General features: G+C 67.1%; 27 protein-coding genes and 1 tRNA gene. All 28 read left to right on the forward strand.

The window, feature by feature from the left end:
• The first annotated feature begins 9 nt into the window (after positions 1-9).
• The 28 genes from LZ009_RS18895 (at position 10) to LZ009_RS19030 (ending at position 21,119) form a co-directional block, all read left to right on the forward strand.
• Entirely contained in the window at positions 10-1,407 is a 1,398-nt protein-coding gene (locus LZ009_RS18895) for an ABC transporter substrate-binding protein (RefSeq protein WP_275699512.1), read from the forward strand.
• A 7-nt stretch (positions 1,408-1,414) separates the two neighbouring features.
• A complete protein-coding gene (locus tag LZ009_RS18900; protein WP_275699513.1) occupies positions 1,415-2,317 on the forward strand; it encodes a carbohydrate ABC transporter permease in 903 nt (300 codons plus the stop codon).
• Positions 2,314-3,156 carry a carbohydrate ABC transporter permease gene (locus LZ009_RS18905; RefSeq protein WP_275699514.1) on the forward strand — a complete coding sequence of 281 codons (843 nt, stop codon included), beginning with the start codon at positions 2,314-2,316 and terminating at the stop codon, positions 3,154-3,156. Before LZ009_RS18900 ends, LZ009_RS18905 begins: the two co-directional genes overlap by 4 nt.
• Positions 3,153-4,211 carry an ABC transporter ATP-binding protein gene (locus LZ009_RS18910; protein WP_275699515.1) on the forward strand — a complete coding sequence of 353 codons (1,059 nt, stop codon included), beginning with the start codon at positions 3,153-3,155 and terminating at the stop codon, positions 4,209-4,211. The genes LZ009_RS18905 and LZ009_RS18910 overlap by 4 nt, the downstream gene beginning before the upstream one ends.
• A gap of 9 nt (positions 4,212-4,220) precedes the next feature.
• Complete coding sequence (locus LZ009_RS18915; protein WP_275699516.1) at positions 4,221-5,837, forward strand: arylsulfatase; 1,617 nt, start codon at positions 4,221-4,223, stop codon at positions 5,835-5,837.
• Positions 5,834-6,769: a formylglycine-generating enzyme family protein gene (locus LZ009_RS18920; RefSeq protein ID WP_275699517.1), complete on the forward strand. Its 936-nt coding sequence runs from the start codon at positions 5,834-5,836 to the stop codon at positions 6,767-6,769. Before LZ009_RS18915 ends, LZ009_RS18920 begins: the two co-directional genes overlap by 4 nt.
• Positions 6,770-6,781: 12 nt before the next feature.
• Positions 6,782-8,290: a glycerol kinase GlpK gene (gene glpK / locus LZ009_RS18925; protein ID WP_275699518.1), complete on the forward strand. Its 1,509-nt coding sequence runs from the start codon at positions 6,782-6,784 to the stop codon at positions 8,288-8,290.
• A gap of 8 nt (positions 8,291-8,298) precedes the next feature.
• Positions 8,299-9,876 carry a glycerol-3-phosphate dehydrogenase/oxidase gene (locus tag LZ009_RS18930; RefSeq protein WP_275699519.1) on the forward strand — a complete coding sequence of 526 codons (1,578 nt, stop codon included), beginning with the start codon at positions 8,299-8,301 and terminating at the stop codon, positions 9,874-9,876.
• A gap of 193 nt (positions 9,877-10,069) precedes the next feature.
• On the forward strand, positions 10,070-10,438 hold the full coding sequence (gene rplN / locus LZ009_RS18935) for a 50S ribosomal protein L14 (RefSeq protein ID WP_187075638.1): 369 nt from the start codon (positions 10,070-10,072) through the stop codon (positions 10,436-10,438).
• 9 nt (positions 10,439-10,447) lie between these two features.
• Positions 10,448-10,765: a 50S ribosomal protein L24 gene (gene rplX, locus LZ009_RS18940; protein ID WP_275699520.1), complete on the forward strand. Its 318-nt coding sequence runs from the start codon at positions 10,448-10,450 to the stop codon at positions 10,763-10,765.
• A gap of 2 nt (positions 10,766-10,767) precedes the next feature.
• Positions 10,768-11,307, forward strand: a complete 540-nt coding sequence (rplE, locus tag LZ009_RS18945) for a 50S ribosomal protein L5 (protein ID WP_275699521.1) — start codon at positions 10,768-10,770, stop codon at positions 11,305-11,307.
• An 8-nt stretch (positions 11,308-11,315) separates the two neighbouring features.
• Positions 11,316-11,621, forward strand: a complete 306-nt coding sequence (rpsN, locus tag LZ009_RS18950; protein WP_275699522.1) for a 30S ribosomal protein S14 — start codon at positions 11,316-11,318, stop codon at positions 11,619-11,621.
• Between the two features lie 19 nt (positions 11,622-11,640).
• Positions 11,641-12,036, forward strand: a complete 396-nt coding sequence (rpsH, locus tag LZ009_RS18955) for a 30S ribosomal protein S8 (protein ID WP_275699523.1) — start codon at positions 11,641-11,643, stop codon at positions 12,034-12,036.
• 15 nt (positions 12,037-12,051) lie between these two features.
• Positions 12,052-12,585, forward strand: coding sequence for a 50S ribosomal protein L6 (rplF, locus tag LZ009_RS18960; protein WP_275699524.1), 534 nt, complete (start codon positions 12,052-12,054; stop codon positions 12,583-12,585).
• An 11-nt stretch (positions 12,586-12,596) separates the two neighbouring features.
• Positions 12,597-12,962 carry a 50S ribosomal protein L18 gene (gene rplR / locus LZ009_RS18965; protein ID WP_275699525.1) on the forward strand — a complete coding sequence of 122 codons (366 nt, stop codon included), beginning with the start codon at positions 12,597-12,599 and terminating at the stop codon, positions 12,960-12,962.
• Between the two features lie 18 nt (positions 12,963-12,980).
• Positions 12,981-13,502: a 30S ribosomal protein S5 gene (rpsE, locus tag LZ009_RS18970; RefSeq protein WP_275699526.1), complete on the forward strand. Its 522-nt coding sequence runs from the start codon at positions 12,981-12,983 to the stop codon at positions 13,500-13,502.
• Between the two features lie 16 nt (positions 13,503-13,518).
• Positions 13,519-13,713: a 50S ribosomal protein L30 gene (gene rpmD / locus LZ009_RS18975; RefSeq protein WP_275699527.1), complete on the forward strand. Its 195-nt coding sequence runs from the start codon at positions 13,519-13,521 to the stop codon at positions 13,711-13,713.
• 1 nt (position 13,714) lies between these two features.
• Entirely contained in the window at positions 13,715-14,146 is a 432-nt protein-coding gene (gene rplO, locus LZ009_RS18980) for a 50S ribosomal protein L15 (protein ID WP_275699528.1), read from the forward strand.
• Between the two features lie 19 nt (positions 14,147-14,165).
• Complete coding sequence (gene secY / locus LZ009_RS18985) at positions 14,166-15,485, forward strand: preprotein translocase subunit SecY (RefSeq protein ID WP_275699529.1); 1,320 nt, start codon at positions 14,166-14,168, stop codon at positions 15,483-15,485.
• A gap of 23 nt (positions 15,486-15,508) precedes the next feature.
• Positions 15,509-15,622, forward strand: coding sequence for a 50S ribosomal protein L36 (rpmJ, locus tag LZ009_RS18990; protein WP_011481465.1), 114 nt, complete (start codon positions 15,509-15,511; stop codon positions 15,620-15,622).
• A 10-nt stretch (positions 15,623-15,632) separates the two neighbouring features.
• On the forward strand, positions 15,633-15,998 hold the full coding sequence (rpsM, locus tag LZ009_RS18995; RefSeq protein ID WP_275699530.1) for a 30S ribosomal protein S13: 366 nt from the start codon (positions 15,633-15,635) through the stop codon (positions 15,996-15,998).
• Between the two features lie 71 nt (positions 15,999-16,069).
• Positions 16,070-16,474, forward strand: coding sequence for a 30S ribosomal protein S11 (gene rpsK, locus LZ009_RS19000; RefSeq protein WP_193675917.1), 405 nt, complete (start codon positions 16,070-16,072; stop codon positions 16,472-16,474).
• A 91-nt stretch (positions 16,475-16,565) separates the two neighbouring features.
• Positions 16,566-17,189, forward strand: a complete 624-nt coding sequence (rpsD, locus tag LZ009_RS19005) for a 30S ribosomal protein S4 (protein ID WP_275699531.1) — start codon at positions 16,566-16,568, stop codon at positions 17,187-17,189.
• A gap of 98 nt (positions 17,190-17,287) precedes the next feature.
• Complete coding sequence (locus tag LZ009_RS19010; protein ID WP_275699532.1) at positions 17,288-18,277, forward strand: DNA-directed RNA polymerase subunit alpha; 990 nt, start codon at positions 17,288-17,290, stop codon at positions 18,275-18,277.
• 65 nt (positions 18,278-18,342) lie between these two features.
• Positions 18,343-18,744 carry a 50S ribosomal protein L17 gene (gene rplQ, locus LZ009_RS19015; protein WP_275699533.1) on the forward strand — a complete coding sequence of 134 codons (402 nt, stop codon included), beginning with the start codon at positions 18,343-18,345 and terminating at the stop codon, positions 18,742-18,744.
• A 19-nt stretch (positions 18,745-18,763) separates the two neighbouring features.
• Positions 18,764-18,840 (forward strand) — tRNA-Met (locus LZ009_RS19020).
• 86 nt (positions 18,841-18,926) lie between these two features.
• Entirely contained in the window at positions 18,927-19,490 is a 564-nt protein-coding gene (locus LZ009_RS19025; RefSeq protein WP_275699534.1) for a LuxR C-terminal-related transcriptional regulator, read from the forward strand.
• A gap of 105 nt (positions 19,491-19,595) precedes the next feature.
• A complete protein-coding gene (locus LZ009_RS19030; protein ID WP_275699535.1) occupies positions 19,596-21,119 on the forward strand; it encodes a class I adenylate-forming enzyme family protein in 1,524 nt (507 codons plus the stop codon).
• Positions 21,120-21,166: the final 47 nt, after the last annotated feature.

Consider the following 21,166-nt stretch of genomic DNA (forward strand, 5'->3'; position numbering starts at 1 on the left):
ACAGCTGCAATGAAGAAACAAGCATCCACCCGGCGTCGCTTCCTCGGCCAGGCCGCCGCGCTCGGCGCGGTCGGCGCCGCCGGCACCGGCTGGGTCGGCCCGGCCCTCGCCCAGGCGCCCGCCGACCTGGCGCCTTACACCAAGGCGAAGATCAACTGGAAGCAGGCCGAAGGCGAGCAGATCTCCGTGGCGGTGATCCCGGCCAGCTACTTCGACAACCTGCTCTCGCTGCTGCCGCAGTTCGAGGCGCTCACCGGCATCAAGGTGCGTGCCGAGAAGGTGCCGCCCGGCCAGATCCGCCAGAAGGCGATGCTGGACCTGTCTTCCAAGACGGCCACCTACGCCACGCACGCGGCGGACCCGATGTACTACCCGCTGTACGTGTCCAACAAGTGGGTGGAACCGCTGGACAAGTACCTGAACGACGCCACGCTGACCGACAAGGACTGGTTCAACTACGGCGACATCCTGAAGGCCTGGCGCGAAGCCGACTCGGTGGACGGCAAGCCCTACGGCATTCCCTACGACGGCGAGGTGACGGTGCAGGTCTACCGCAAGGACCTGTACGCGGCCAAGGGCCTCAAGCCCGCGGAAACCTACGACCAGCTGGTGTCCAACGCGAAGGCGCTGAACGATCCGGCCAGCCGCGTCTACGGCCTGGCCATGCGCGGCTTCTCCGGTGCCGGCCAGAACATGTACATCTACCCGTCGCTGTTCCGCAGCTTCGGCGGCGACTGGTTCCACAACAAGCAGGTCACCGTCAACAGCCCCGAGGCGGTCAAGGCGCTGGAGTGGTACGTGAACACGCTCACCGCCTATGCGCCGCCGGCGGTGCGCAACTGGAACTGGCCCGACATCGCCGATGCCTTCTCGCAAGGCACGGTGGCCTGCTACCTCGACGCCCACTCCTCGGCGGCGGTGATCACCAACCCCGAGAAGTCCAAGGTGGTCGGCAAGGTGGCCTATGCCCGCTGGCCCAAGGGCCCCAACGGCAAGCGCGTCACCTCGATCTGGAACTGGGGCTTCCCGATCAACGCCGCGCTGACGGAAAAGCAGAAGAAGGCCACCTGGCTCTTCATCAGCTGGGCCGCCTCAGCCGAGACCCAGGCCCGCACCTCCTGGAAGTTCGACGGCCCGGCCAAGCGCTCCGGCCTGAACCGCACCTCGCTGTGGAAGGCGCCCGAGTTCGCCGCCGCCATGAAGGGCGCGGGCGACAACTTCATCGAGGCCGCCCTCGAATCGCTGGAGCACGACACCGACGTCGAATGGCGCCCGCGCGTGCCGCAATGGCCCGCCGTCGGCGAAACCATGGCCACCGCGATCCAGTCGGCCCTGGTCGGCCAGAAGAAGCCGAAGGAAGCGCTGGACGAGGCGCAGGCGCGCATCGTCCAGATCATGAAGGCCTGATGCCACGATGACGGTTGCCACGCCCGCGGGCGTGGGCACGCTGGAGCGGCAGGAGCGGCGCTTTGCGCTCGCCCTGTTCGCTCCGGCGTTCCTGCTGCTCCTCCTCACCACCACCATCCCGCTGGTGTTCCTGGCCTGGAACAGCCTGCAGAAGCTGGACCTGTCCATGCCGTGGGTTTCCGGCTTCGCGGGGCTGGACAACTACGCCAAGATGGGCGGCGACCCGCGCTTCTGGAATTCGCTGTTCCTCACCGTCGTCTACACCGCGTCGACGGTCATCCTGCAGGTGGTGGTCGGCCTGTCGCTGGCGCTGCTCGTGCTGCAGATCCCCAAGGGGCAGGGCATCCTGCGCGTCGCCGCCATCCTGCCGATCGTGCTGGCCCCGGTGGTGGTGGGCCTGTTCTGGCGCACGCTGGTGCTGTCGCCGGACGTGGGGCTGGTCGACCTCGTGACGCGCACGCTGGGCCTGGGCAGCCACAACTGGCTCGGCGATCCGCAGCTGGCGCTGGTCTCCGTGATCGCGATCCACACCTGGCAGTGGACGCCGTTCGCCTTCCTGGTGCTGCTGGCGACGCTGGCCACCTTGCCGCCCGATGTCTACGAAGCGGCGCGGCTGGACCGCGCCGGTCCCTGGCAGCGCTTCCGCCACATCACGCTGCCGCTCATCCGCCCCGCGGTGGTGATGGTGGTGATCCTGCGCACCATGACCGCCCTGTCGGCGTTTGCCGCGATCTTCGCCGCCACCGGCGGCGGGCCCGGCACCTCCACCGAGATCCTGAACCTGTACGCCTACCGCACCTCCTTCACCGAGCTGAACATCGGCTACGGCTCCGCGCTGGCGATGGTGCTGCTGGCGATCACGGTGTTCGTCTCCTGGCTGCTGTTCCGGCGGCGCAAGGCGGCCGCATGAAGAACAACTCGCATTCGCGCCGAGTTGCGCTGTTCGCGATCGCCGGCCTGCTCGTTTCGGTCTGGGCCTTCCCGGTACTATGGGCGCTGCTCACGTCCTTCAAGACCGAGCGCGACGTGCTGGCCTATCCGCCGCTGCTGGTCTTCACGCCCACGCTGGCCAACTACAAGGAAGTGCTGTGGGGCAGCTCCAGCATCCTGCCCAACCTCTGGTCCAGCACGGTGGTGAGCGTGTCGGCGACGCTGCTGACGATGCTGTTCGCGATCCCCGCCGCCTACGCGCTGGCGCGGCTGCGCTACCCGGGCAAGAAGGCGAGCGGCTTCTACGTGCTGGCCACGCAGATGCTGCCGCCGGTGGGCCTGGTCATCCCCTACTACCTCGCCTTGCAGAAGGTGGGCGCGCTCGACACCTACACCGGGCTGGTGCTGATCTACCTGACCTTCTCGCTGCCCTTCGCCATCTGGCTGATGGTGTCCTACTTCGAGGACGTGCCTTACGAGATGGAAGAAGCGGCGCTGCTCGATCGCGCCGGTCGGGTGCGCACGCTCTGGTACGTGATCCTGCCGCAGGTGGGCGGCGGCATCGCCGTGACCACGGTGTTCGTGTTCCTGAACGCCTGGAACGAGTTCATGTTCGCCGTCGTCCTGGGCGGCAACAAGGTGCGGCCGGTGACGGTCGCCATGTTCAATTTCATTTCGGTGGAGCAGACGCAGTGGGCGCGGCTGGCGGCCGGGGCGATGGTCGCCATGGCGCCCGTGATCCTGGTCGGCCTGCTGGCGCAGCGCCACATCGTCAAGGGCCTCACGGTGGGAGCGGTCAAGGGAGGGGGCCGGCGATGAAGCAAGGCAATGGAAACGTCCGCATGCTGGGCGTGGTGAAGAAGCACGGCGAGACGACCGTGCTGCATGGGGTCGACCTCGAGATCCGGGCCGGCGAGTTCTTCGTGCTGCTCGGGCCCTCGGGCTCGGGCAAGACGACCACGCTGCGCATCCTGGCGGGCCTGGAGTCGGTGAGCGGCGGCCAGGTTTTCATGGACGACGTCGACGTGACCGGCGCCGAGCCGGGCGCGCGGGACGTGGCGATGGTGTTCCAGAGCTACGCGCTCTATCCGCACATGACGGTGGCCGAGAACATCGGCTTTCCGCTGAAGATGGTCGGCACCGGCAAGGACGCCATCGCCCAGGCGGTAGCGGATGCCGCGGCGCGCGTGAGCATCGGCCACCTGCTGCAGCGCCGGCCCGGACAGCTCTCCGGCGGCCAGCAGCAGCGCGTGGCGCTGGCGCGAGCCATCGTGCGCCAGCCCAAGCTGTTCCTGCTGGACGAGCCGCTGTCCAACCTGGACGCCAAGTTGCGGCTGGAAACGCGGCTCGAACTGAAGCAGCTGCAGCGCGCGCTGGGCGTCACCACGGTCTACGTCACGCACGACCAGGAAGAAGCCATGACCCTGGCCGACCGCGTCGCCGTGTTCATGGACGGCCGCATCGTGCAGGTCGCCACGCCGCGCGACATCTACAGCCGCCCGGCCCAGGTGTCCGTGGCCGGCTTCATCGGCACGCCGCCGATGAACCTGGTGCCCGCCACCTGGCGCGGCGACACGGCCTTGATCGACGGCGTGGCGCATCCGGTGGGCATCGCCACGCCGCAGCCGCGCGAGATCGTGCTGGGGGTGCGGCCCGGCGAACTGCGCGCCGGCGGCTCCGGCACCGAGGCGCGCGTGGAATACATCGAGGAGCTGGGCGACCACAGCATCGTCGACCTGAAGGCGGGCGGGCAGCGCCTGCGCCTGAAGGCCGATGGCGAGGCCCGCGTGCGCGAAGGCGAGACCACGCACCTGAGCTTCGACGCGCGCGCCGCCCACATTTTCGACCGCGCAAGCGGCCAGCGACTGAACTGAGGACGTCCCATGACCAAGCGACCCAACATCCTGCTGATCCTGAACGACGACATGGGCTATTCCGACATCGGCTGCTACGGCGGCGAAGTCGAAACGCCGAACCTGGACCGGCTGGCGGCCCACGGGCTGCGCTTCTCGCAGTTCTACAACACGGCGCGCTGCAGCCCGTCGCGTGCCTCGCTGCTGACCGGCCTGCATCCGCACCAGACCGGCATCGGCATCCTGACCTACGACTCGGGTCCGGAAGGCTACGCCGGCAACCTCAACCAGAAGTGCGCCACCATCCCCGAGGTGCTGAAGCCCGCCGGCTACCGCAGCTACCTGTCCGGCAAGTGGCACGTGTCGAGCAACCTGAAGGAGCCCACCGACTCCTGGCCGATGCAGCGCGGCTTCGACGACTTCTTCGGCACCATCATCGGCGCCGGCAGCTTCTACGACCCCAACACGCTGACGCGGCGCAACGAGAACGCCGAACACGAGGCGCGCAAGCCGGGCTTCTTCTACACCGACGCCATCAGCGACGAAGCGGTGAAGTTCCTGCAAGGCCACCACGCGCAGCATGCGGACCAGCCGTTCTTCCAGTACGTGGCCTACACGGCGCCGCACTGGCCGCTGCATGCGCACCCGGAGGACATCGCCAAGTACAAGGGCCGCTTCGATGCCGGATGGGACACGCTGCGCGAGCAGCGCCTGCAGCGCCTGGTGGAAAGCGGCATCCTCGACGCGCAGTGGAAGCTGACCGCGCGCGACCCGCGCCAGCCGGCCTGGACCGACGCCGAGCACCAGGCCTGGCTGGCCAACTGCATGGAAGTCTATGCGGCGCAGATCGACCGCATGGACCAGGGCATTGGCCGCATCCTGGGCGCGCTGGAAGACATGGGCGAGCTGGACAACACGCTGGTGATCTTCCTGTCCGACAACGGCGCCTGCGCCGAGGACATCCCGGAAAACGTCACCGTCGACGAACTCGTGAACAAGCTGATGATCGCGCGCTCGCACACCCGGGACGGCGCGGTCGTGAAGTTCGGCAACAACCCGGAGGTCGCGCCCGGCCCGGAGGACACCTACCAGAGCTACGGCCAGGCCTGGGCCAACCTCTCGAACACGCCCTTCCGGCTGTACAAGCACTGGGCGCACGAGGGCGGCATTTCCACGCCGCTGATCTTCCACTGGCCGCAGGGCATCGCGCAGCGCGGCGAGATCCGCCACACGCCGGGCTACCTGCCGGACATCATGGCGACCATCTGCGCCGTCACCGGCGCGCCCTATCCGCAGGCGCTGGACGGCCGCAGCATCCTGCCGCTGGAAGGCCATTCGCTCACGCAGTCCTTCGCCGCCGATGCCGGCACCCGCCCGCCGATGTTCTGGGAGCACGAGGGCAACGGCGCGATGCGCGACGGCAAGTGGAAGCTGGTGCGCGACTATCCCAAGTCCTGGGAGCTGTACGACATGGAAGCCGACCGCACCGAGACGCGCGACCTGGCCTCGCAGTATCCGGAGCGCGTCGCCGCGATGAAGAAGCAGTACGAGGCCTGGGCGCAGCGCTGCGGCGTGCTGCCGCGCGACAAGGTCGTCGCGCTGATGCGCAGCCAGGGCGTGACGAAGGCGTTCTGGGAAGACGAGTGAGCTGCTGCACGCCGCAAGCCGCGGTTCGCGCGGCTCACCACGGCCTACAGGCCGGGGGCCCATCCCCCGTAGGCCGTGGTGAGCCCGCAGGCGAACCGCGGCTGCTTGCGTTGCCCGGCGGCTCCTTCCTCATGGGCACGGACGCGAACGAAGGCTTCGCCGAAGACGGCGAAGGCCCCGCGCGCGAGGTCACGCTCACCCCCTTCGCCATCGCACCCACCGCCGTCACCAACGCGCAGTTCAGCGACTTCGTGCGCGCCACGCGCTACATCACCGAAGCCGAACAGGCCGGCTCCTCCTTCGTCTTCTACCTGCAGATCGAGGAAGAGCAGCGCCACGCGATCCGCCAGGTCTCGCGCGAGCTGCCCTGGTGGCTGGATGTGGAAGGCGCCTGCTGGCAGCGCCCGACCGGCCCGGGCTCGGGCGTCCACGACAAGCCGGACCACCCCGTGGTGCACATCGCCTGGAACGACGCCGCGGCCTACTGCGCGTGGGCCGGCTTGCGCCTGCCGACCGAAGCCGAGTGGGAATACGCGGCGCGCGGCGGGCTGGCGGGCAAGCGCTATCCCTGGGGCGACGAGCTCGCGCCGTGCAACATCTTCCAGGGCGAGTTTCCGTCCCGGCCGGCCGCGGGCTGGACCCCCGGCACGGTTCCCGTGGACAGCTTCGCACCCAACGGCTTTGGCCTCTACAACATGGCCGGCAATTGCTGGGAGTGGTGCGCGGACTGGAGCAGCGCCGACTACCATCGCACGACCGCCGCGCGCGACCCGCTGCAGGACCAGCCCTCCGGCCGCAAGTCGCTGCGGGGCGGCTCCTTCCTCTGCCACGATTCCTATTGCAACCGTTACCGCGTCGCCGCCCGCGGCTCCAACACGCCGGACAGCAGCGCGAGCAACCTCGGTTTCCGCGTCGCCGCGGCCCTGGATTAAAGTAGCGCGCCCATGAAATACATCCTCGCCCTCGACCAGGGCACGACCAGTTCGCGCGCCATCGTGTTCGACCGCGAAGGCCGGCTGGTGGCCGTGGCCCAGCGCGAATTCCGGCAGATCTTTCCGCAACCCGGCTGGGTGGAACACGATGCCCGCGAGATCTGGTCCACGCAGCACGCCGTGGCCCTCGAGGCGCTCAAGAGCGCCGGCGCCGATCGCGCCAACGTGGCGGACTTCGCGGCCATAGGCATCACCAACCAGCGCGAGACCACGGTGCTGTGGGACCGCGCAACCGGACACCCCGTCGCCAACGCCATCGTCTGGCAGGACCGGCGCACCGCGCAGCGTTGCGACCAGCTGCGCGCGCAAGGCCATGCGGCGCTGATCCAGCGAAAGACCGGCCTGGTGATCGATGCCTACTTCTCCGGCACCAAGCTGGAATGGCTGCTGGACAACGTGCCCGGGGCGCGCGAGCGGGCCGAACGCGGTGAGCTCGCTTTCGGCACGATCGACAGCTGGCTGGTGTGGAACCTCACCGGCGGGCGCGTGCACGCCACCGACGCCAGCAATGCCTCGCGCACCATGCTGTTCAACCTGCGCACGCAGGACTGGGACGACGAGCTGCTCGCGCTGCTGCGGGTGCCGCGTTCCGTGCTGCCCAAGGTCGTGCCCTCCAGCGGCGTCCTGGCCGAGAGCGAAAGTTCGCTGTTCGGCGCGCCGCTGCCCATCGCCGGCATGGCGGGCGACCAGCAGGCCGCGACCTTCGGCCAGGCCTGCTTCGCGCCGGGCATGGCGAAGAACACGTACGGCACCGGCTGCTTCATGCTGATGAACACGGGCGCCACGCCGGTGCAGAGCCGGAACCGGCTGCTGACGACGGTCGGCTGGCAAGGCCCCGCCGGCAAGGACAGGACGGCCTACTGCCTGGAAGGCTCCGTCTTCATGGCCGGCGCCACGGTGCAATGGCTGCGCGACGGCCTGCAGATCATCCAGGCCGCGCCGGAAGTGGAATCGCTGGCGGCGCAGGTCGACGACACCGGCGACGTCTACCTGGTGCCCGCCTTTGCGGGACTGGGCACGCCGGACTGGGACGGCTACGCGCGCGGCACCCTGGTCGGCATGACGCGAGGCACGGGCCGCGCCCACATCGCGCGGGCCGCGCTCGAAGCCGTGGCCTTGCAGTCGGCCGACGTGTTTGCCGCGATGACGCGCGACGCCCGCATCCCGCTGAAGGAACTGCGCGTGGACGGCGGCGCTTCGCGCAACAATCTGCTGATGCAGATGCAGGCGGATTTCCTGGGCGTGCCGGTGGTGCGCCCGCAAGTGACCGAGACCACCGCGCTGGGCGCGGCCTACCTGGCCGGCCTGGCCACCGGTTTCTGGCGCGACGCCGGCGAGATCTCCGCCCAATGGCAGGCGGACCGGCGCTTCGAGCCGCGGCTGGGTGAGGCCGAACGGGTCGCCAAGCTCGCGCGCTGGCGCGAGGCCGTGGAACGCTCCAAAGGCTGGGCCCGATCCTGATGCAAGCCATGGATCGACCCGCCGCGGCGACACGGCGCGAGGAACTATTGACCCGCCTGGCGCAGCCGGGCACCTGGGACCTGGCCGTGGTCGGCGGCGGCGCGACCGGCCTGGGCGTGGCGCTCGACGCGGCGGCGCGCGGCTTCCAGGTGGTGCTGGTCGAATCGCACGACTTCGCCAAGGGCACGTCCTCGCGGGCCACCAAGCTGGTCCACGGCGGCGTGCGCTACCTCGCGCAAGGCAACATCGCGCTGGTGCGCGAAGCGCTGCACGAGCGGACCACGCTGCTGCACAACGCGCCGCACCTGGCGCAGCCGCTGGCCTTCGTGATGCCTTCGTACAAGCTGTGGGAGACGCCTTTCTATGGCGTCGGCCTGAAGATGTACGACGCGCTGGCCGGCAAGGCGGGCCTGGGCGCCACCGAATTCCTCAATCGCCGCGAAACCCTGGAACGCCTGCCCACGGCCCGCGCCGAAGGCTTGAAGGGCGGCGTCCAATACTGGGACGGCCAGTTCGACGACGCCCGCCTCGCCCTGGCGCTGGCGCGCACCGCGGCCACGCGCGGCGCCCTCCTGGTCAACTACTGTCCCGCCACCCGCCTGCTGCACGAGAACGGCAAGGTGACGGGCGTCGCCTGCCAGGACGCCGAAACGGGTCGCAGCTTCGAGATCAAGGCCCGCTGCGTGGTCAATGCCACGGGCGTCTGGGTCGACCAGCTGCGGCAGCAGGACGGCGAAGCGACGCAGCATCCGGTGCGGCCCATCGTCGCGCCCAGCCAGGGCGTGCATGCGGTGGTCGACCGGGAATTCCTGCCGGGCCAGCACGCCCTGATGGTTCCCAAGACCGCCGACGGCCGCGTGCTGTTCGGCGTGCCCTGGATGGGCAAGGTCATCCTGGGCACCACCGACACGCCGCGCGGCGACCTGGCGCGGGAGCCGCGGCCGTTCCGCGAAGAGCTGGAATTCATCCTCGGCGAATCGGCCCGCTACCTCAGCCGGGCCCCGCGGCGCGAAGACGTGCGCAGCCTCTGGGTGGGCTTGCGTCCGCTGGTGAAGCCTGACGGGTCGGACGGGGAATCGACCAAGAAGCTCAGCCGGGAGCACACCGTGCTGGTCAGCCGCAGCGGGCTGGTGACGGTGACCGGCGGCAAGTGGACGACCTACCGGGCCATGGCCGAGGATGTGCTGGAGAGCTGCTTCGGCGCGGGCCTGCTGGCCAGGGCTCCGGCAGGAGTGACGGCTAACTTGCCTCTGATCGGGGCGCCTGCTCCTGGCGCCACCCCGACTTCCATCAGCGCGCCTCCGGGCCTGCATCTGTACGGCACGGAAGCCGCGCAGGTCGGCCAGGATCGGGAGCTGGGAGGCGGCCTGACCGCCGCCATGGTGCGTTTTGCCGCCCGCCATGAATATGCGCGGACCGTCGAAGACGTCCTGGCGCGCCGGATCCGGCTGCTGTTCCTGGATGCGGCCCTGGCCGCCGGGCTGGCGGAAGAGGTGGCGGCCATTCTCCAGGCGGAAACCGGCGTGGATCCCAAGTTGGCGGCCTTCCGGGAGTTGGCGGCGACCTACACGGATCTCCCGCTTTGAACTACCCCGTTTGACAAACTCCGCCAATCCGTCATAATCGCGGGCTCGCCTTTTCTCAGGCGAGTTTCTGCCCATTCGAAGCCATGGGTGCCTTCTTCAAGGGGGTCTGCGGCGACGGCGGGCCCAAGACTGCCCCGATGTCCTGCCGGATCGTCCTGCAGGGTGCGTTCGGGACAAGTTGGGAATATTTGAAATGATCCAGACTGAATCTCGGCTCGAAGTCGCCGACAACACCGGCGCGAAGTCCGTCCTGTGCATCAAGGTGCTCGGCGGCTCCAAGCGTCGCTATGCGAGTGTTGGCGACATCATCAAGGTGAGCATCAAGGAAGCCGCGCCGCGTGGCCGCGTCAAGAAGGGCGAGGTCTACAGCGCCGTGGTGGTCCGCACCGCCAAGGGCATCCGCCGTGGCGATGGCTCCCTCATCAAGTTCGACGGCAATGCCGCCGTGCTGCTCAACAACAAGCTGGAGCCCATCGGCACCCGCATCTTCGGACCGGTCACGCGCGAGCTGCGTACCGAGAAGTTCATGAAGATCGTGTCCTTGGCCCCGGAAGTCCTGTAAGGAACCGCCATGAACAAGATCCGCAAGGGTGACGAAGTCATCGTGCTGGCAGGCAAAGACAAGGGCAAGCGCGGCCGCGTGGTCCTGCGCAAGGACGACGAGAAAGTCGTCGTCGAGGGCATCAACCTGGTGAAGAAGCACACCAAGCCCAACCCGCTCAAGGGCACCACCGGCGGCATCGTGGAAAAGGCCATGCCGATCCACCAGTCCAACGTGGCGATCTACAACGCGGCGACCGGCAAGGCCGACCGCGTGGGCATCAAGGTCGACGGCGACAAGCGCACCCGCGTCTTCAAGTCGTCCGGCGAAGAAATCAAGGTGGCCTGAACATGACCCGTCTGCAAGATCATTACAAGGACAAGGTTGTCCCGCAGCTGACCGAGAAGTTCGGCTACAAGTCGCCGATGCAGGTCCCGCGCATCACCAAGATCACCCTGAACATGGGCGTGAGCGAAGCGGTGGCGGACAAGAAGGTCATGGAACACGCCGTCGGCGACCTGACCAAGATCGCCGGCCAGAAGCCCGTGGTCACCAAGGCCAAGAAGGCCATCGCCGGCTTCAAGATCCGCGAGCAGCAGGCCATCGGCACGATGGTCACCCTGCGCGGCGCCCGCATGTATGAATTCCTGGACCGTTTCGTCACCGTGGCCCTGCCGCGCGTGCGTGACTTCCGCGGTGTCAGCGGCCGTGCCTTCGATGGCCGCGGCAACTACAACATCGGCGTCAAGGAACAGATCATCTTCCCGGAAATCGAGTACGACAAGGTCGACGCCCTGCGCGGCCTGAACATCTCGATCACGACGACGGCCAAGACCGACGAAGAAGCCAAGGCGCTTCTGGCGGGCTTCCGTTTCCCGTTCAAGAACTGAGGTAGACCGTGGCTAAAACTGCTTTGATCCAGCGCGAACTGAAGCGCGAAAAGCTGGTCGCCCAGTACGCGACCAAGCTCGCCGATCTGAAGGCGATCGCCGCCGACGGCAAGAAGAGCGACGAGGAACGCGCGGCTGCCCGCGTGGCGATCCAGAAGATCCCCCGCAACGCCAACCCGACCCGCCAGCGCAACCGCTGCGAAATGACCGGCCGCCCGCGCGGCACCTTCCGCCAGTTCGGCCTGGCCCGCGCCAAGATCCGTGAACTCGCCTTCGCTGGCGACATTCCCGGCATCACCAAGGCCAGCTGGTAAGCGGCGAGGAGAGACTTCTATGAGCATGAGTGATCCCATCTCCGACCTGCTGACGCGCATCCGTAACGCGCAGATGGTCTCCAAGGCTACCGTGAGCGTGCCGTCTTCCAAAGTGAAGGTCGCCATCGCCCAGGTGCTGAAGGACGAGGGTTACATCGACGGCTTCCAGGTGAAGTCCGAGTCCGGCAAGTCCGAGCTCGTGATCGACCTGAAGTACTACGCCGGCCGTCCGGTGATCGAGCGTATCGAGCGCGTGAGCCGCCCCGGCCTGCGCGTCTACAAGGGCAGCGCCGCCATCCCCCAGGTCATGAACGGCCTGGGCGTGGCGATCGTCACCACGCCGAAGGGCGTGATGACGGACCGCAAGGCACGTGCCACCGGCGTCGGCGGCGAAGTGCTGTGCTACGTCGCCTAAGGGAAGGATAGAGAAATGTCCCGAGTCGGAAAAATGCCGGTCGCCATCCCCAAGGGTGTCGACGTGGCCATCAAGGAAGACCAGATCAACGTGAAGGGCACCGGCGGCGCGCTGTCGCTGGCCCTGAACCCCCTGGTCAAGGTGAGCAACGAAGACGGCAAGCTGACTTTCGTCGCTGCCGACGCGTCGCGCGAAGCCAATGCCATGAGCGGCACCATGCGCCAGCTGGTGAACAACATGGTGGTGGGCGTGACCAAGGGCTTCGAGAAGAAGCTGAGCCTGGTGGGCGTGGGTTACCGTGCCGCCGCGCAAGGCAACAAGCTGAACCTGACGGTCGGCTACTCGCACCCCGTGAACATCGAAATGCCCGCCGGCATCACGGTCGCCACCGCCACGCCCACGGAAATCGTGGTCAAGGGCGCCGACCGCCAGCGCGTGGGCCAACTGGCCGCCGAGATCCGTGCCGTTCGTCCGCCCGAGCCCTACAAGGGCAAGGGCATCCGCTACGCGGACGAAAAGATCACGATCAAAGAGACCAAGAAGAAGTAAGGAGCACCATGATGTTGACCAAGAAGGAACAGCGTCTGCGCCGCGCGCGCCAGACCCGCATCCGCATTGCGACGCAGGGTGTGGCCCGCCTCACCGTGAACCGCACCAACCTGCACATCTACGCGAGCCTGATCTCCGACGACGGCTCCAAGGTGCTGGCCACCGCCTCCACCGCCGAAGCCGGCGTCCGCAAGGAACTCGGCGGCGCTGGCAAGGGCGCCACGGTTGCCGCCGCGCAGCAGATTGGCAAGCTGATCGCCGAGAAGGCGAAGGCCGCCGGCGTCGAGAAGGTCGCCTTCGACCGCGCCGGTTTTGCGTACCACGGCCGCGTCAAGGCGCTGGCCGAAGCGGCCCGCGAAGCCGGCCTGCAGTTCTAACGGACACGGAACACCGATATGGCAAAGATCCAAGCAAATCGCCAGGCCGACGGCCCGGAAGACGGCCTCAAAGAGAAGATGATCGCGGTCAACCGCGTCACCAAGGTGGTGAAGGGCGGCCGGATCCTCGGTTTCGCGGCGCTCACCGTGGTCGGCGACGGCAATGGCAAGGTCGGCATGGGCAAGGGCAAGTCGAAGGAAGTGCCCCTGGCCGTGCAGAAGGCGATGGAAGAAGCCCGTCGCAACATGACCAGCGTCACGCTCAAGAACGGCACCATCCACCACAACGTGTTCGGCCACCACGGTGCCGCCCGCGTCATGATGGCGCCGGCTCCCAAGGGTACCGGCATCATCGCCGGCGGCCCGATGCGCGCCGTGTTCGAAGTGATGGGCATCACCGACATCGTGGCCAAGAGCCACGGTTCGACCAATCCCTACAACATGGTCCGCGCCACGTTCGACGCGCTGAAGAACGCCACGACCCCGGGTCAGGTGGCGGCGAAGCGCGGCAAGTCGGTCGAAGACATCTTCGCCGCCTGAGCCCGAAGGAATCAACATGGCTACCAAGCAAGAACAGCAAAAGACCGTGAAGGTCCAGCTCGTTCGCAGCCCGATCGGCACCAAGGAAGCGCACCGCGCGACCGTCCGTGGCCTGGGCCTGCGCAAGCTGAATTCCGTGAGCGAGCTGGAAGACACTCCGGCCGTGCGCGGCATGATCAACAAGGTCGACTACCTGGTGAAGGTGCTCTGACATGGAACTGAACTCCATCAAGCCGGCTGACGGCTCGAAGAAGGCGCGTCGCCGCGTCGGCCGCGGCATCGGCTCCGGCCTGGGCAAGACCGCGGGTCGCGGCCACAAGGGCCAGAAGTCGCGTTCCGGCGGCTACCACAAGGTGGGCTTCGAAGGCGGCCAGATGCCGCTGCAGCGTCGCCTGCCCAAGCGCGGCTTCAAGTCGCACAACCTGAAGTTCAATGGCGAAGTGACCCTCGGTCAGCTGGAAGCCCTCGGCCTGGCCGAAGTCGACCTGCTGGCGCTGAAGACCGCCAAGCTGGTGGGCCAGATCGTGCAGAACGTGAAGGTCATCAAGTCCGGCGAGCTGAAGAAGGCCGTCAAGCTGACGGGCATCGGCGCCACCGCCGGCGCCAAGGCTGCCATCGAGGCAGCCGGCGGCAGCCTGAACTAAGCGAAAGCGAAAGGCATCCGTGGCAACGAGCGCAGCCCAGATCGCGAAGACCGGCAAGTTCGGCGACCTGCGTCGCCGGCTGGTCTTCCTGCTGCTGGCATTGGTCGTTTATCGCGTCGGCGCGCACATCCCCGTCCCTGGCATCAACCCCGACCAGCTCGCGCAGCTGTTCAAGGGCCAGCAGGGCGGCATCCTGAGCCTGTTCAACATGTTCTCGGGTGGTGCGCTGTCGCGGTTCACCGTGTTCGCCCTGGGCATCATGCCCTACATCTCTGCCTCGATCATCATGCAGCTGCTCACCTACGTGCTGCCGCAGTTCGAGCAGATGAAGAAGGAAGGCGAAGCGGGGCGGCGCAAGATCACGCAGTACACGCGCTACGGCACCCTGGGCCTGGCCCTCTTCCAGTCGCTGGGCATCGCCATGGCGCTGGAAGGCTCGGCCGGCCTGGTGATGAACCCGGGCTTCGGCTTCCGCATGACCGCGGTGATCAGCCTGACGGCCGGCACCATGTTCCTGATGTGGCTGGGTGAGCAGATCACCGAACGGGGTCTCGGCAACGGCATCTCGATCCTGATCTTCGCCGGCATCGCGGCGGGCCTGCCCAACGCCATCGGCGGACTGCTGGAACTGGTGAACACGGGCGCGATGAGCATCCTGGCCGCCATGTTCGTGGTGGTGGTCGTGGCGGGCGTGACCTACTTCGTGGTGTTCGTCGAACGCGGCCAGCGCAAGATCCTCGTGAACTATGCGCGCCGCCAGGTCGGCAACAAGGTCTACGGCGGCCAGTCGTCGCACCTGCCGCTGAAGCTGAACATGGCCGGCGTCATCCCGCCGATCTTCGCCTCGTCGATCATCCTGCTGCCGGCGACGGTGGTGAGCTGGTTCGCCACGGGCGACAGCCTCAGGTGGTTGAAGGACATTGCGAGCACGCTGAGCCCCGGCCAGCCGATCTATGTCATGCTGTATGCCGCCGCGATCGTGTTCTTCTGCTTCTTCTACACGGCCCTGGTGTTCAACAGCCGGGAAACCGCGGACAACCTGAAGAAGAGCGGCGCTTTCGTCCCGGGCATCCGTCCGGGCGAGCAGACGGCGAAGTACATCGACAAGATCCTGGCCCGCCTGACGCTGGCCGGCGCGCTGTACATCACCTTCGTCTGCCTGCTGCCCGAGTTCCTGATCCTGAAGTACAACGTGCCGTTCTATTTCGGCGGCACCTCCCTGCTGATCATCGTGGTGGTCACCATGGACTTCATGGCACAGGTGCAGAACTACCTGATGAGCCAGCAGTACGAATCGCTGCTCAAAAAGGCCAACTTCAAGACGTCGCTTGGCGGCTGATTTAGAGATTTAGGAGAAAGAACATGAGAGTTTCGGCTTCCGTCAAGAAGATCTGCCGCAACTGCAAGATCATCCGCCGCAAGGGCGTCGTCCGCGTGATCTGCACGGACCCGCGTCACAAGCAGCGTCAAGGTTAAGAGGTAAGACATGGCACGTATTGCTGGCATCAACATTCCGCCGCACCAACACGCCGAGATCGGCCTGACCGCGATCTTCGGCATCGGCCGCACGCGCGCCCGCAAGATCTGCGAAGCGACGGGCATCGCCTATTCCAAGAAGGTGAAGGACCTGACCGACGCCGACCTGGAAAAGATCCGCGACCAGATCGCCCAGTACACCATCGAAGGTGACCTGCGCCGCGAAACCACGATGAACATCAAGCGCCTGATGGACATCGGCTGCTACCGCGGCTTCCGCCATCGCCGTGGCCTGCCCATGCGCGGCCAGCGCACCCGCACCAATGCCCGCACCCGCAAGGGTCCGCGCAAGGCTGCCCAGGCGCTGAAGAAGTAAATGATTTGGGGTCGGACCAAAAGCGCGTAGCGCGTTGCTCGGACCCCTCTGATCAACGAAAGAGATAAGACATGGCCAAGGCTCCTGCCAACAACGCCGCGCAGCGTGTGCGCAAGAAGGTTCGCAAGAACGTGTCGGACGGCGTCTGCCACGTGCACGCGTCCTTCAACAACACGATCATCACGATCACCGACCGCCAGGGCAACGCCTTGAGCTGGGCCTCCTCCGGCGGCCAGGGCTTCAAGGGCTCGCGCAAGTCGACCCCCTTCGCCGCGCAGGTCGCGTCGGAAGTGGCCGGCCGCGCCGCCATGGAGCAGGGCATCAAGAACCTGGACGTCGAGATCCGCGGCCCCGGCCCGGGCCGCGAGTCCTCGGTGCGCGCGCTGGCTGCGCTGGGCATCCGCATCACGTCGATCTCCGACGTGACGCCGGTCCCGCACAACGGCTGCCGCCCGCAAAAGCGTCGTCGTATCTGATTCCGGTTTAACAACCAAGCCCACCGCCGGCGGCGCATGCGCTGCCGGCTCCTGCGCCGAATGGGCGCAGTAGTCATTTAAGGAAAGCAAAGTGGCACGTTACCTCGGCCCCAAGGCCAAACTCTCCCGCCGTGAAGGCACCGACCTGTTCCTGAAGAGCGCCCGCCGCTCGATCAGCGACAAGGCGAAGTTCGACTCCAAGCCCGGCCAGCACGGCCGCACCTCGGGCCAGCGCACCAGCGACTTCGGCCTGCAGCTGCGCGAGAAGCAGAAGGTCAAGCGCATGTACGGCGTGCTGGAAAAGCAGTTCCGCCGCTACTTCGAGGAAGCCGACCGCCGCAAGGGCAACACCGGCGCCAACCTGCTGTTCCTGCTGGAATCGCGCCTGGACAACGTCGTCTACCGCATGGGCTTCGGCTCCACCCGCGCCGAAGCGCGCCAGCTGGTGAGCCACAAGGCCATCACGGTGAACGGCAAGGCCGTCAACATCCCGTCGTACATGGTCAAGGCCGGCGACGTGGTCGCGGTGCGCGAGAAGTCCAAGAAGCAGAACCGCGTCGTCGAGGCCCTGCAGCTGGCCACGCAGGTCGGCATCCCCGCCTGGATCGAAGTGAACGTCGAAAAGGCCGAAGGCACCTTCAAGAAGGTCCCCGACCGCGACGAGTTCGGCGCCGACATCAACGAATCGCTGATCGTCGAACTGTATTCGCGTTAAGCGAGAGAGTGCGTTTTAGTTCCCTGGCGGCCGGGCACGGCGCCAGGGCCCCAGCCTTACCGGTGTAACGAGCCGGGGGTATTGAGAGGAAGTCCTGCATGCAAACCAACCTGCTGAAGCCCAAATCCATCAACGTTGAACAGCTTGGCGTGAACCGCGCCAAGGTCACCCTGGAGCCGTTCGAGCGTGGCTATGGCCACACCCTCGGCAACGCGCTGCGCCGGGTGCTGCTCTCGTCGATGGTGGGTTATGGCGCGACGGAGGTGACCATCGCCGGCGTCCTGCACGAATACTCGTCGATCGACGGCGTGCAGGAAGACGTGGTGGGCATCCTGTTGAACCTCAAGGGCGTGGTGTTCAAGCTCCACAACCGCGACGAGGTCACCCTGTCGCTGCGCAAGGACGGCGAAGGCGTCGTCACCGCCGCCGACATCCAGACGCCGCACGACGTCGAGATCATCAACCCGGATCACGTGATCGCCACGCTGTCGCAAGGCGGCAAGATCGACATGCAGATCAAGGTGGAGAAGGGCCGCGGCTACGTGCCCGGCACGATGCGCCGCTACGGCGACGAGCCGACCAAGTCCATTGGCCGCATCGTCCTGGACGCCTCGTTCTCGCCGGTCAAGCGCGTGAGCTACACCGTCGAAAGCGCCCGCGTCGAGCAGCGCACCGACCTCGACAAGCTGGTGATGGAGATCGAGACCAACGGCGCGATCACCGCCGAAGACGCCGTGCGCGCGTCGGCAAAGATCCTCGTCGAACAGCTCGCCGTCTTCGCCCAGCTGGAAGGCTCCGAACTGGCCGCGTTCGACGCGCCGGTGCAGCGTTCCTCGCAGCAGTTCGACCCGATCCTGCTGCGCCCGGTCGACGAACTCGAACTGACGGTGCGTTCGGCCAACTGCCTGAAGGCCGAAAACATCTACTACATCGGTGACCTGATCCAGCGCACCGAGAACGAGCTGCTGAAGACCCCGAACCTGGGTCGCAAGTCGCTCAACGAAATCAAGGAAGTGCTTGCCTCGCGCGGCCTGACCTTGGGCATGAAACTGGAATCCTGGCCGCCCGCCGGCCTCGACAAGCGTTAATCAATCAATGGTGAACTGACGGTACCTGACACGGCCGTCTTTCAAGATAAGGAAAGGAACACACCATGCGTCACGGACACGGCCTTCGCAAACTGAACCGCACCAGCGAGCACCGCCTCGCGATGCTGCGCAACATGATGGTCTCGCTGCTCGAGCACGAAGCCATCAAGACCACGGTCCCCAAGGCCAAGGAACTGCGCCGCGTCGTCGAGCCGATGATCACGCTGGCCAAGGAACCGACGCTCGCGAACAAGCGCCTGGCCTTCGACCGCCTGCGCAATCGCGACATCGTCGCCAAGCTGTTCAACGAACTCGGCCCGCGTTACCAGACGCGCCCGGGTGGCTACACGCGCATCCTGAAGATGGGCTTCCGCGTCGGCGACAACGCGCCGATGGCGCTGGTCGAACTCGTGGACCGTCCCGAGATCGCCGAAGCCGACAACGCCGAGCAGTCGGCCGCTGAATAAGCTATAATTTCCCTTCTGACGCGCGGTGGAGCAGCCTGGTAGCTCGTTGGGCTCATAACCCAAAGGTCGCAAGTTCAAATCTTGCCCGCGCAACCAAATCAAGACGCCTGGTTTTCACCAGGCGTTTTTGTTTTCCGGCCTCGCGGCGCCGGTGAATATCGGCGCGGGCACAATCGCCGTCCATGACCGAGACCGCTTCCACGAACGAGACCCTGCAGCTGGCTTTCGCGCTGGCGCCGGTGGGCTTGTGCGTGTCGCGAGATCGCGTCGTGGACCTCTGCAACGAAGCCTTCGCGCGCATGTTCGGCTACGAGGCCGGCGAACTGCAGGGCCGGCCGCTGGCGCCGCTCTATCCTTCCCTGGAGGAGTTCGAGGACATCGGCAACCTGGGACTGCCGGTCATGCGCGAGTCGGGCATGTACAGCGACGAGCGGATCATGCGGCGCAAGGACGGCACGCTGTTCTGGTGCCACGTCGCCGGCCGCGCCCTGGACCGGTCGGATCCTTTCGGCTGCGCCGTCTGGATGTTCGAGGACATCTCCGCGCGCCGCCCCGTACGCGCCACCTTGACGGCGCGCGAACGCGAGATCGCGCAGCAACTCGTGGCCGGCGCGACCAGCAAGCAGATCGCGCGGGCGCTGGCCATCAGTCCGCGCACGGTGGAGGCACACCGCGCGCGCCTGATGCGCAAGTTCGACGCGGCGACGGCCGGCGAGCTGGTGGCGCGACTCGTCGGCGCCGGCTGAGCGCCCCAGCGACCGGCGCCACCAACGCCTGGCCAGGGCCGCGCCCCAGGTGGTACTACCCTATTGGCAGCCGCGCGCCCGCTGGACTATCGTTCAGGCCCTGCCATGAACCTTGCCCACACCCTCCTGCGCGTGGCGCGCGCCGATCCGCGCCGGCCCGCCTTGTACGAGGGCGAGCGCCTGCTGTTCGACTACGGCCAGCTGGCCGAGCGCGTGGCGCGCCTGGCCGCCGCGATGCGCGAGGGCGGGCTCGCGCCGGGCGACCGCGTCGCCGTGTTCATGCGCAACCACCCGGCGTACCTGGAAGTCTTCTACGCCGCGTGGTGGGCCGGGCTGGCCGTCGTGCCGATCAACGCCAAGCTGCACGTGCGCGAAGCGCAGTGGATCCTGGACCACGCCCAGGCCCGCTGGGCCTTCGTCACCCCGGACGTCGGCGCCGGCCTCCAGGCGCCAGGGCGCATCCTCGACGTGACCGGCCCGCAGTACCCGGCCCTGTTCTCCGCGTCACCCGCAGTCCTGGCCGAGCGCGACGCGGAAGATCTCGCGTGGCTGTTCTACACCAGCGGCACCACCGGCAAGCCCAAGGGCGTGATGCTCACCCATCGCAACCTCATGACGATGGGCCTCACCTACTTCGTCGACGTGGACGCGATCGACTGCCGGGATGCCATCGTGTACGCCGCGCCCATGTCGCATGGCGCGGGCATCTATGCGATCCCGCATGTCATGGCCGGGGCGCGCCACGTCGTCCCCGCATCGGGCAGCTTCGACCCGGCGGAGCTGTTCGCGCTGGCCCGCACGGTGGGGCGCTTGTCGCTGTTCGCGGCGCCGACCATCGTGAAGCGGCTCGTCGACCACGCCGAGGCCACGGGTTCCGACGGTGAAGGCTTCAAGACGATCGTCTACGGCGGGGCACCCATGTACCTGGCGGACCTCCAGCGGGCCCTGCGCGTCATGGGGCAGCGCTTCGTGCAGATCTACGGGCAGGGCGAGAGCCCGATGGTCATCACCTCGCTGCCGCGGTCCTACTTGTCGGACACGGCGCATCCCCGCTACCTGCAGCGCCTGGCGTCGGTGGGCTTCTCGCAGACCCCGGTGCAGGTGCGCGTGGCGACCGCGGAAGGCGAACCGCTGCCGCCGGGCGAGATCGGCGAGGTGCTGGTGCGCGGCGACACGGTGATGGCGGGCTATTGGCGCGACCCCGAGGCCACCGCCGCCGCGCTGCGAGAGGGCTGGCTGTTCACGGGCGACATGGGCGCGCTGGACGAAGACGGCTTCCTGACCTTGAAGGACCGCAGCAAGGACGTCCTGATCAGCGGCGGGTCCAACATCTACCCCCGCGAGGTCGAAGAGGTGCTGCTCCTGCATCCCGCCGTCGCGGAAGTGGCGGTGGTCGGCGCGCCGGATCCGGAGTGGGGCGAGGTCGTCGTCGCTTTCGTCGTGGCCCGGCCCGGGCAAAAGCCGGCGACGGAGGAGCTCGACGCGCTGTGCCTAGAACACATCGGCCGCTTCAAGCGGCCCAAGCGCTACGAGATCGTCGCAGCGCTGCCCAAGAACAATTACGGCAAGGTCCTGAAGCGCGAGCTGCGCCAGCGCCTGCAGGAAGACGGTCCCCCGGCCGGCGGCTGAACCGGGCGCCTGGGCCAGTCTTCCAGCCCGGCCGCATCTTGCCCCGC

It is taken from the genome of Ramlibacter paludis (assembly GCF_022012305.1).
Lineage (GTDB): Bacteria > Pseudomonadota > Gammaproteobacteria > Burkholderiales > Burkholderiaceae_C > Ramlibacter > Ramlibacter paludis.

Coding starts and splice junctions, on each gene's coding strand:
- rplX (WP_275699520.1), top strand. CDS start 10,448: ATGAACAAGATCCGCAAGGGTGACGAAGTCATCGTGCTGGCAGGCAAA.
- rpsE (WP_275699526.1), top strand. CDS start 12,981: ATGGCAAAGATCCAAGCAAATCGCCAGGCCGACGGCCCGGAAGACGGC.
- rpsH (WP_275699523.1), top strand. CDS start 11,641: ATGAGCATGAGTGATCCCATCTCCGACCTGCTGACGCGCATCCGTAAC.
- LZ009_RS18910 (WP_275699515.1), top strand. CDS start 3,153: ATGAAGCAAGGCAATGGAAACGTCCGCATGCTGGGCGTGGTGAAGAAG.
- rplQ (WP_275699533.1), top strand. CDS start 18,343: ATGCGTCACGGACACGGCCTTCGCAAACTGAACCGCACCAGCGAGCAC.
- LZ009_RS18915 (WP_275699516.1), top strand. CDS start 4,221: ATGACCAAGCGACCCAACATCCTGCTGATCCTGAACGACGACATGGGC.
- rpmD (WP_275699527.1), top strand. CDS start 13,519: ATGGCTACCAAGCAAGAACAGCAAAAGACCGTGAAGGTCCAGCTCGTT.
- LZ009_RS18895 (WP_275699512.1), top strand. CDS start 10: ATGAAGAAACAAGCATCCACCCGGCGTCGCTTCCTCGGCCAGGCCGCC.
- rpmJ (WP_011481465.1), top strand. CDS start 15,509: ATGAGAGTTTCGGCTTCCGTCAAGAAGATCTGCCGCAACTGCAAGATC.
- rplE (WP_275699521.1), top strand. CDS start 10,768: ATGACCCGTCTGCAAGATCATTACAAGGACAAGGTTGTCCCGCAGCTG.
- LZ009_RS19030 (WP_275699535.1), top strand. CDS start 19,596: ATGAACCTTGCCCACACCCTCCTGCGCGTGGCGCGCGCCGATCCGCGC.
- rplR (WP_275699525.1), top strand. CDS start 12,597: ATGTTGACCAAGAAGGAACAGCGTCTGCGCCGCGCGCGCCAGACCCGC.
- rplN (WP_187075638.1), top strand. CDS start 10,070: ATGATCCAGACTGAATCTCGGCTCGAAGTCGCCGACAACACCGGCGCG.
- rplF (WP_275699524.1), top strand. CDS start 12,052: ATGTCCCGAGTCGGAAAAATGCCGGTCGCCATCCCCAAGGGTGTCGAC.
- LZ009_RS19010 (WP_275699532.1), top strand. CDS start 17,288: ATGCAAACCAACCTGCTGAAGCCCAAATCCATCAACGTTGAACAGCTT.
- rplO (WP_275699528.1), top strand. CDS start 13,715: ATGGAACTGAACTCCATCAAGCCGGCTGACGGCTCGAAGAAGGCGCGT.
- rpsM (WP_275699530.1), top strand. CDS start 15,633: ATGGCACGTATTGCTGGCATCAACATTCCGCCGCACCAACACGCCGAG.
- LZ009_RS18905 (WP_275699514.1), top strand. CDS start 2,314: ATGAAGAACAACTCGCATTCGCGCCGAGTTGCGCTGTTCGCGATCGCC.
- LZ009_RS19025 (WP_275699534.1), top strand. CDS start 18,927: ATGACCGAGACCGCTTCCACGAACGAGACCCTGCAGCTGGCTTTCGCG.
- rpsK (WP_193675917.1), top strand. CDS start 16,070: ATGGCCAAGGCTCCTGCCAACAACGCCGCGCAGCGTGTGCGCAAGAAG.
- glpK (WP_275699518.1), top strand. CDS start 6,782: ATGAAATACATCCTCGCCCTCGACCAGGGCACGACCAGTTCGCGCGCC.
- LZ009_RS18930 (WP_275699519.1), top strand. CDS start 8,299: ATGGATCGACCCGCCGCGGCGACACGGCGCGAGGAACTATTGACCCGC.
- LZ009_RS18900 (WP_275699513.1), top strand. CDS start 1,415: ATGACGGTTGCCACGCCCGCGGGCGTGGGCACGCTGGAGCGGCAGGAG.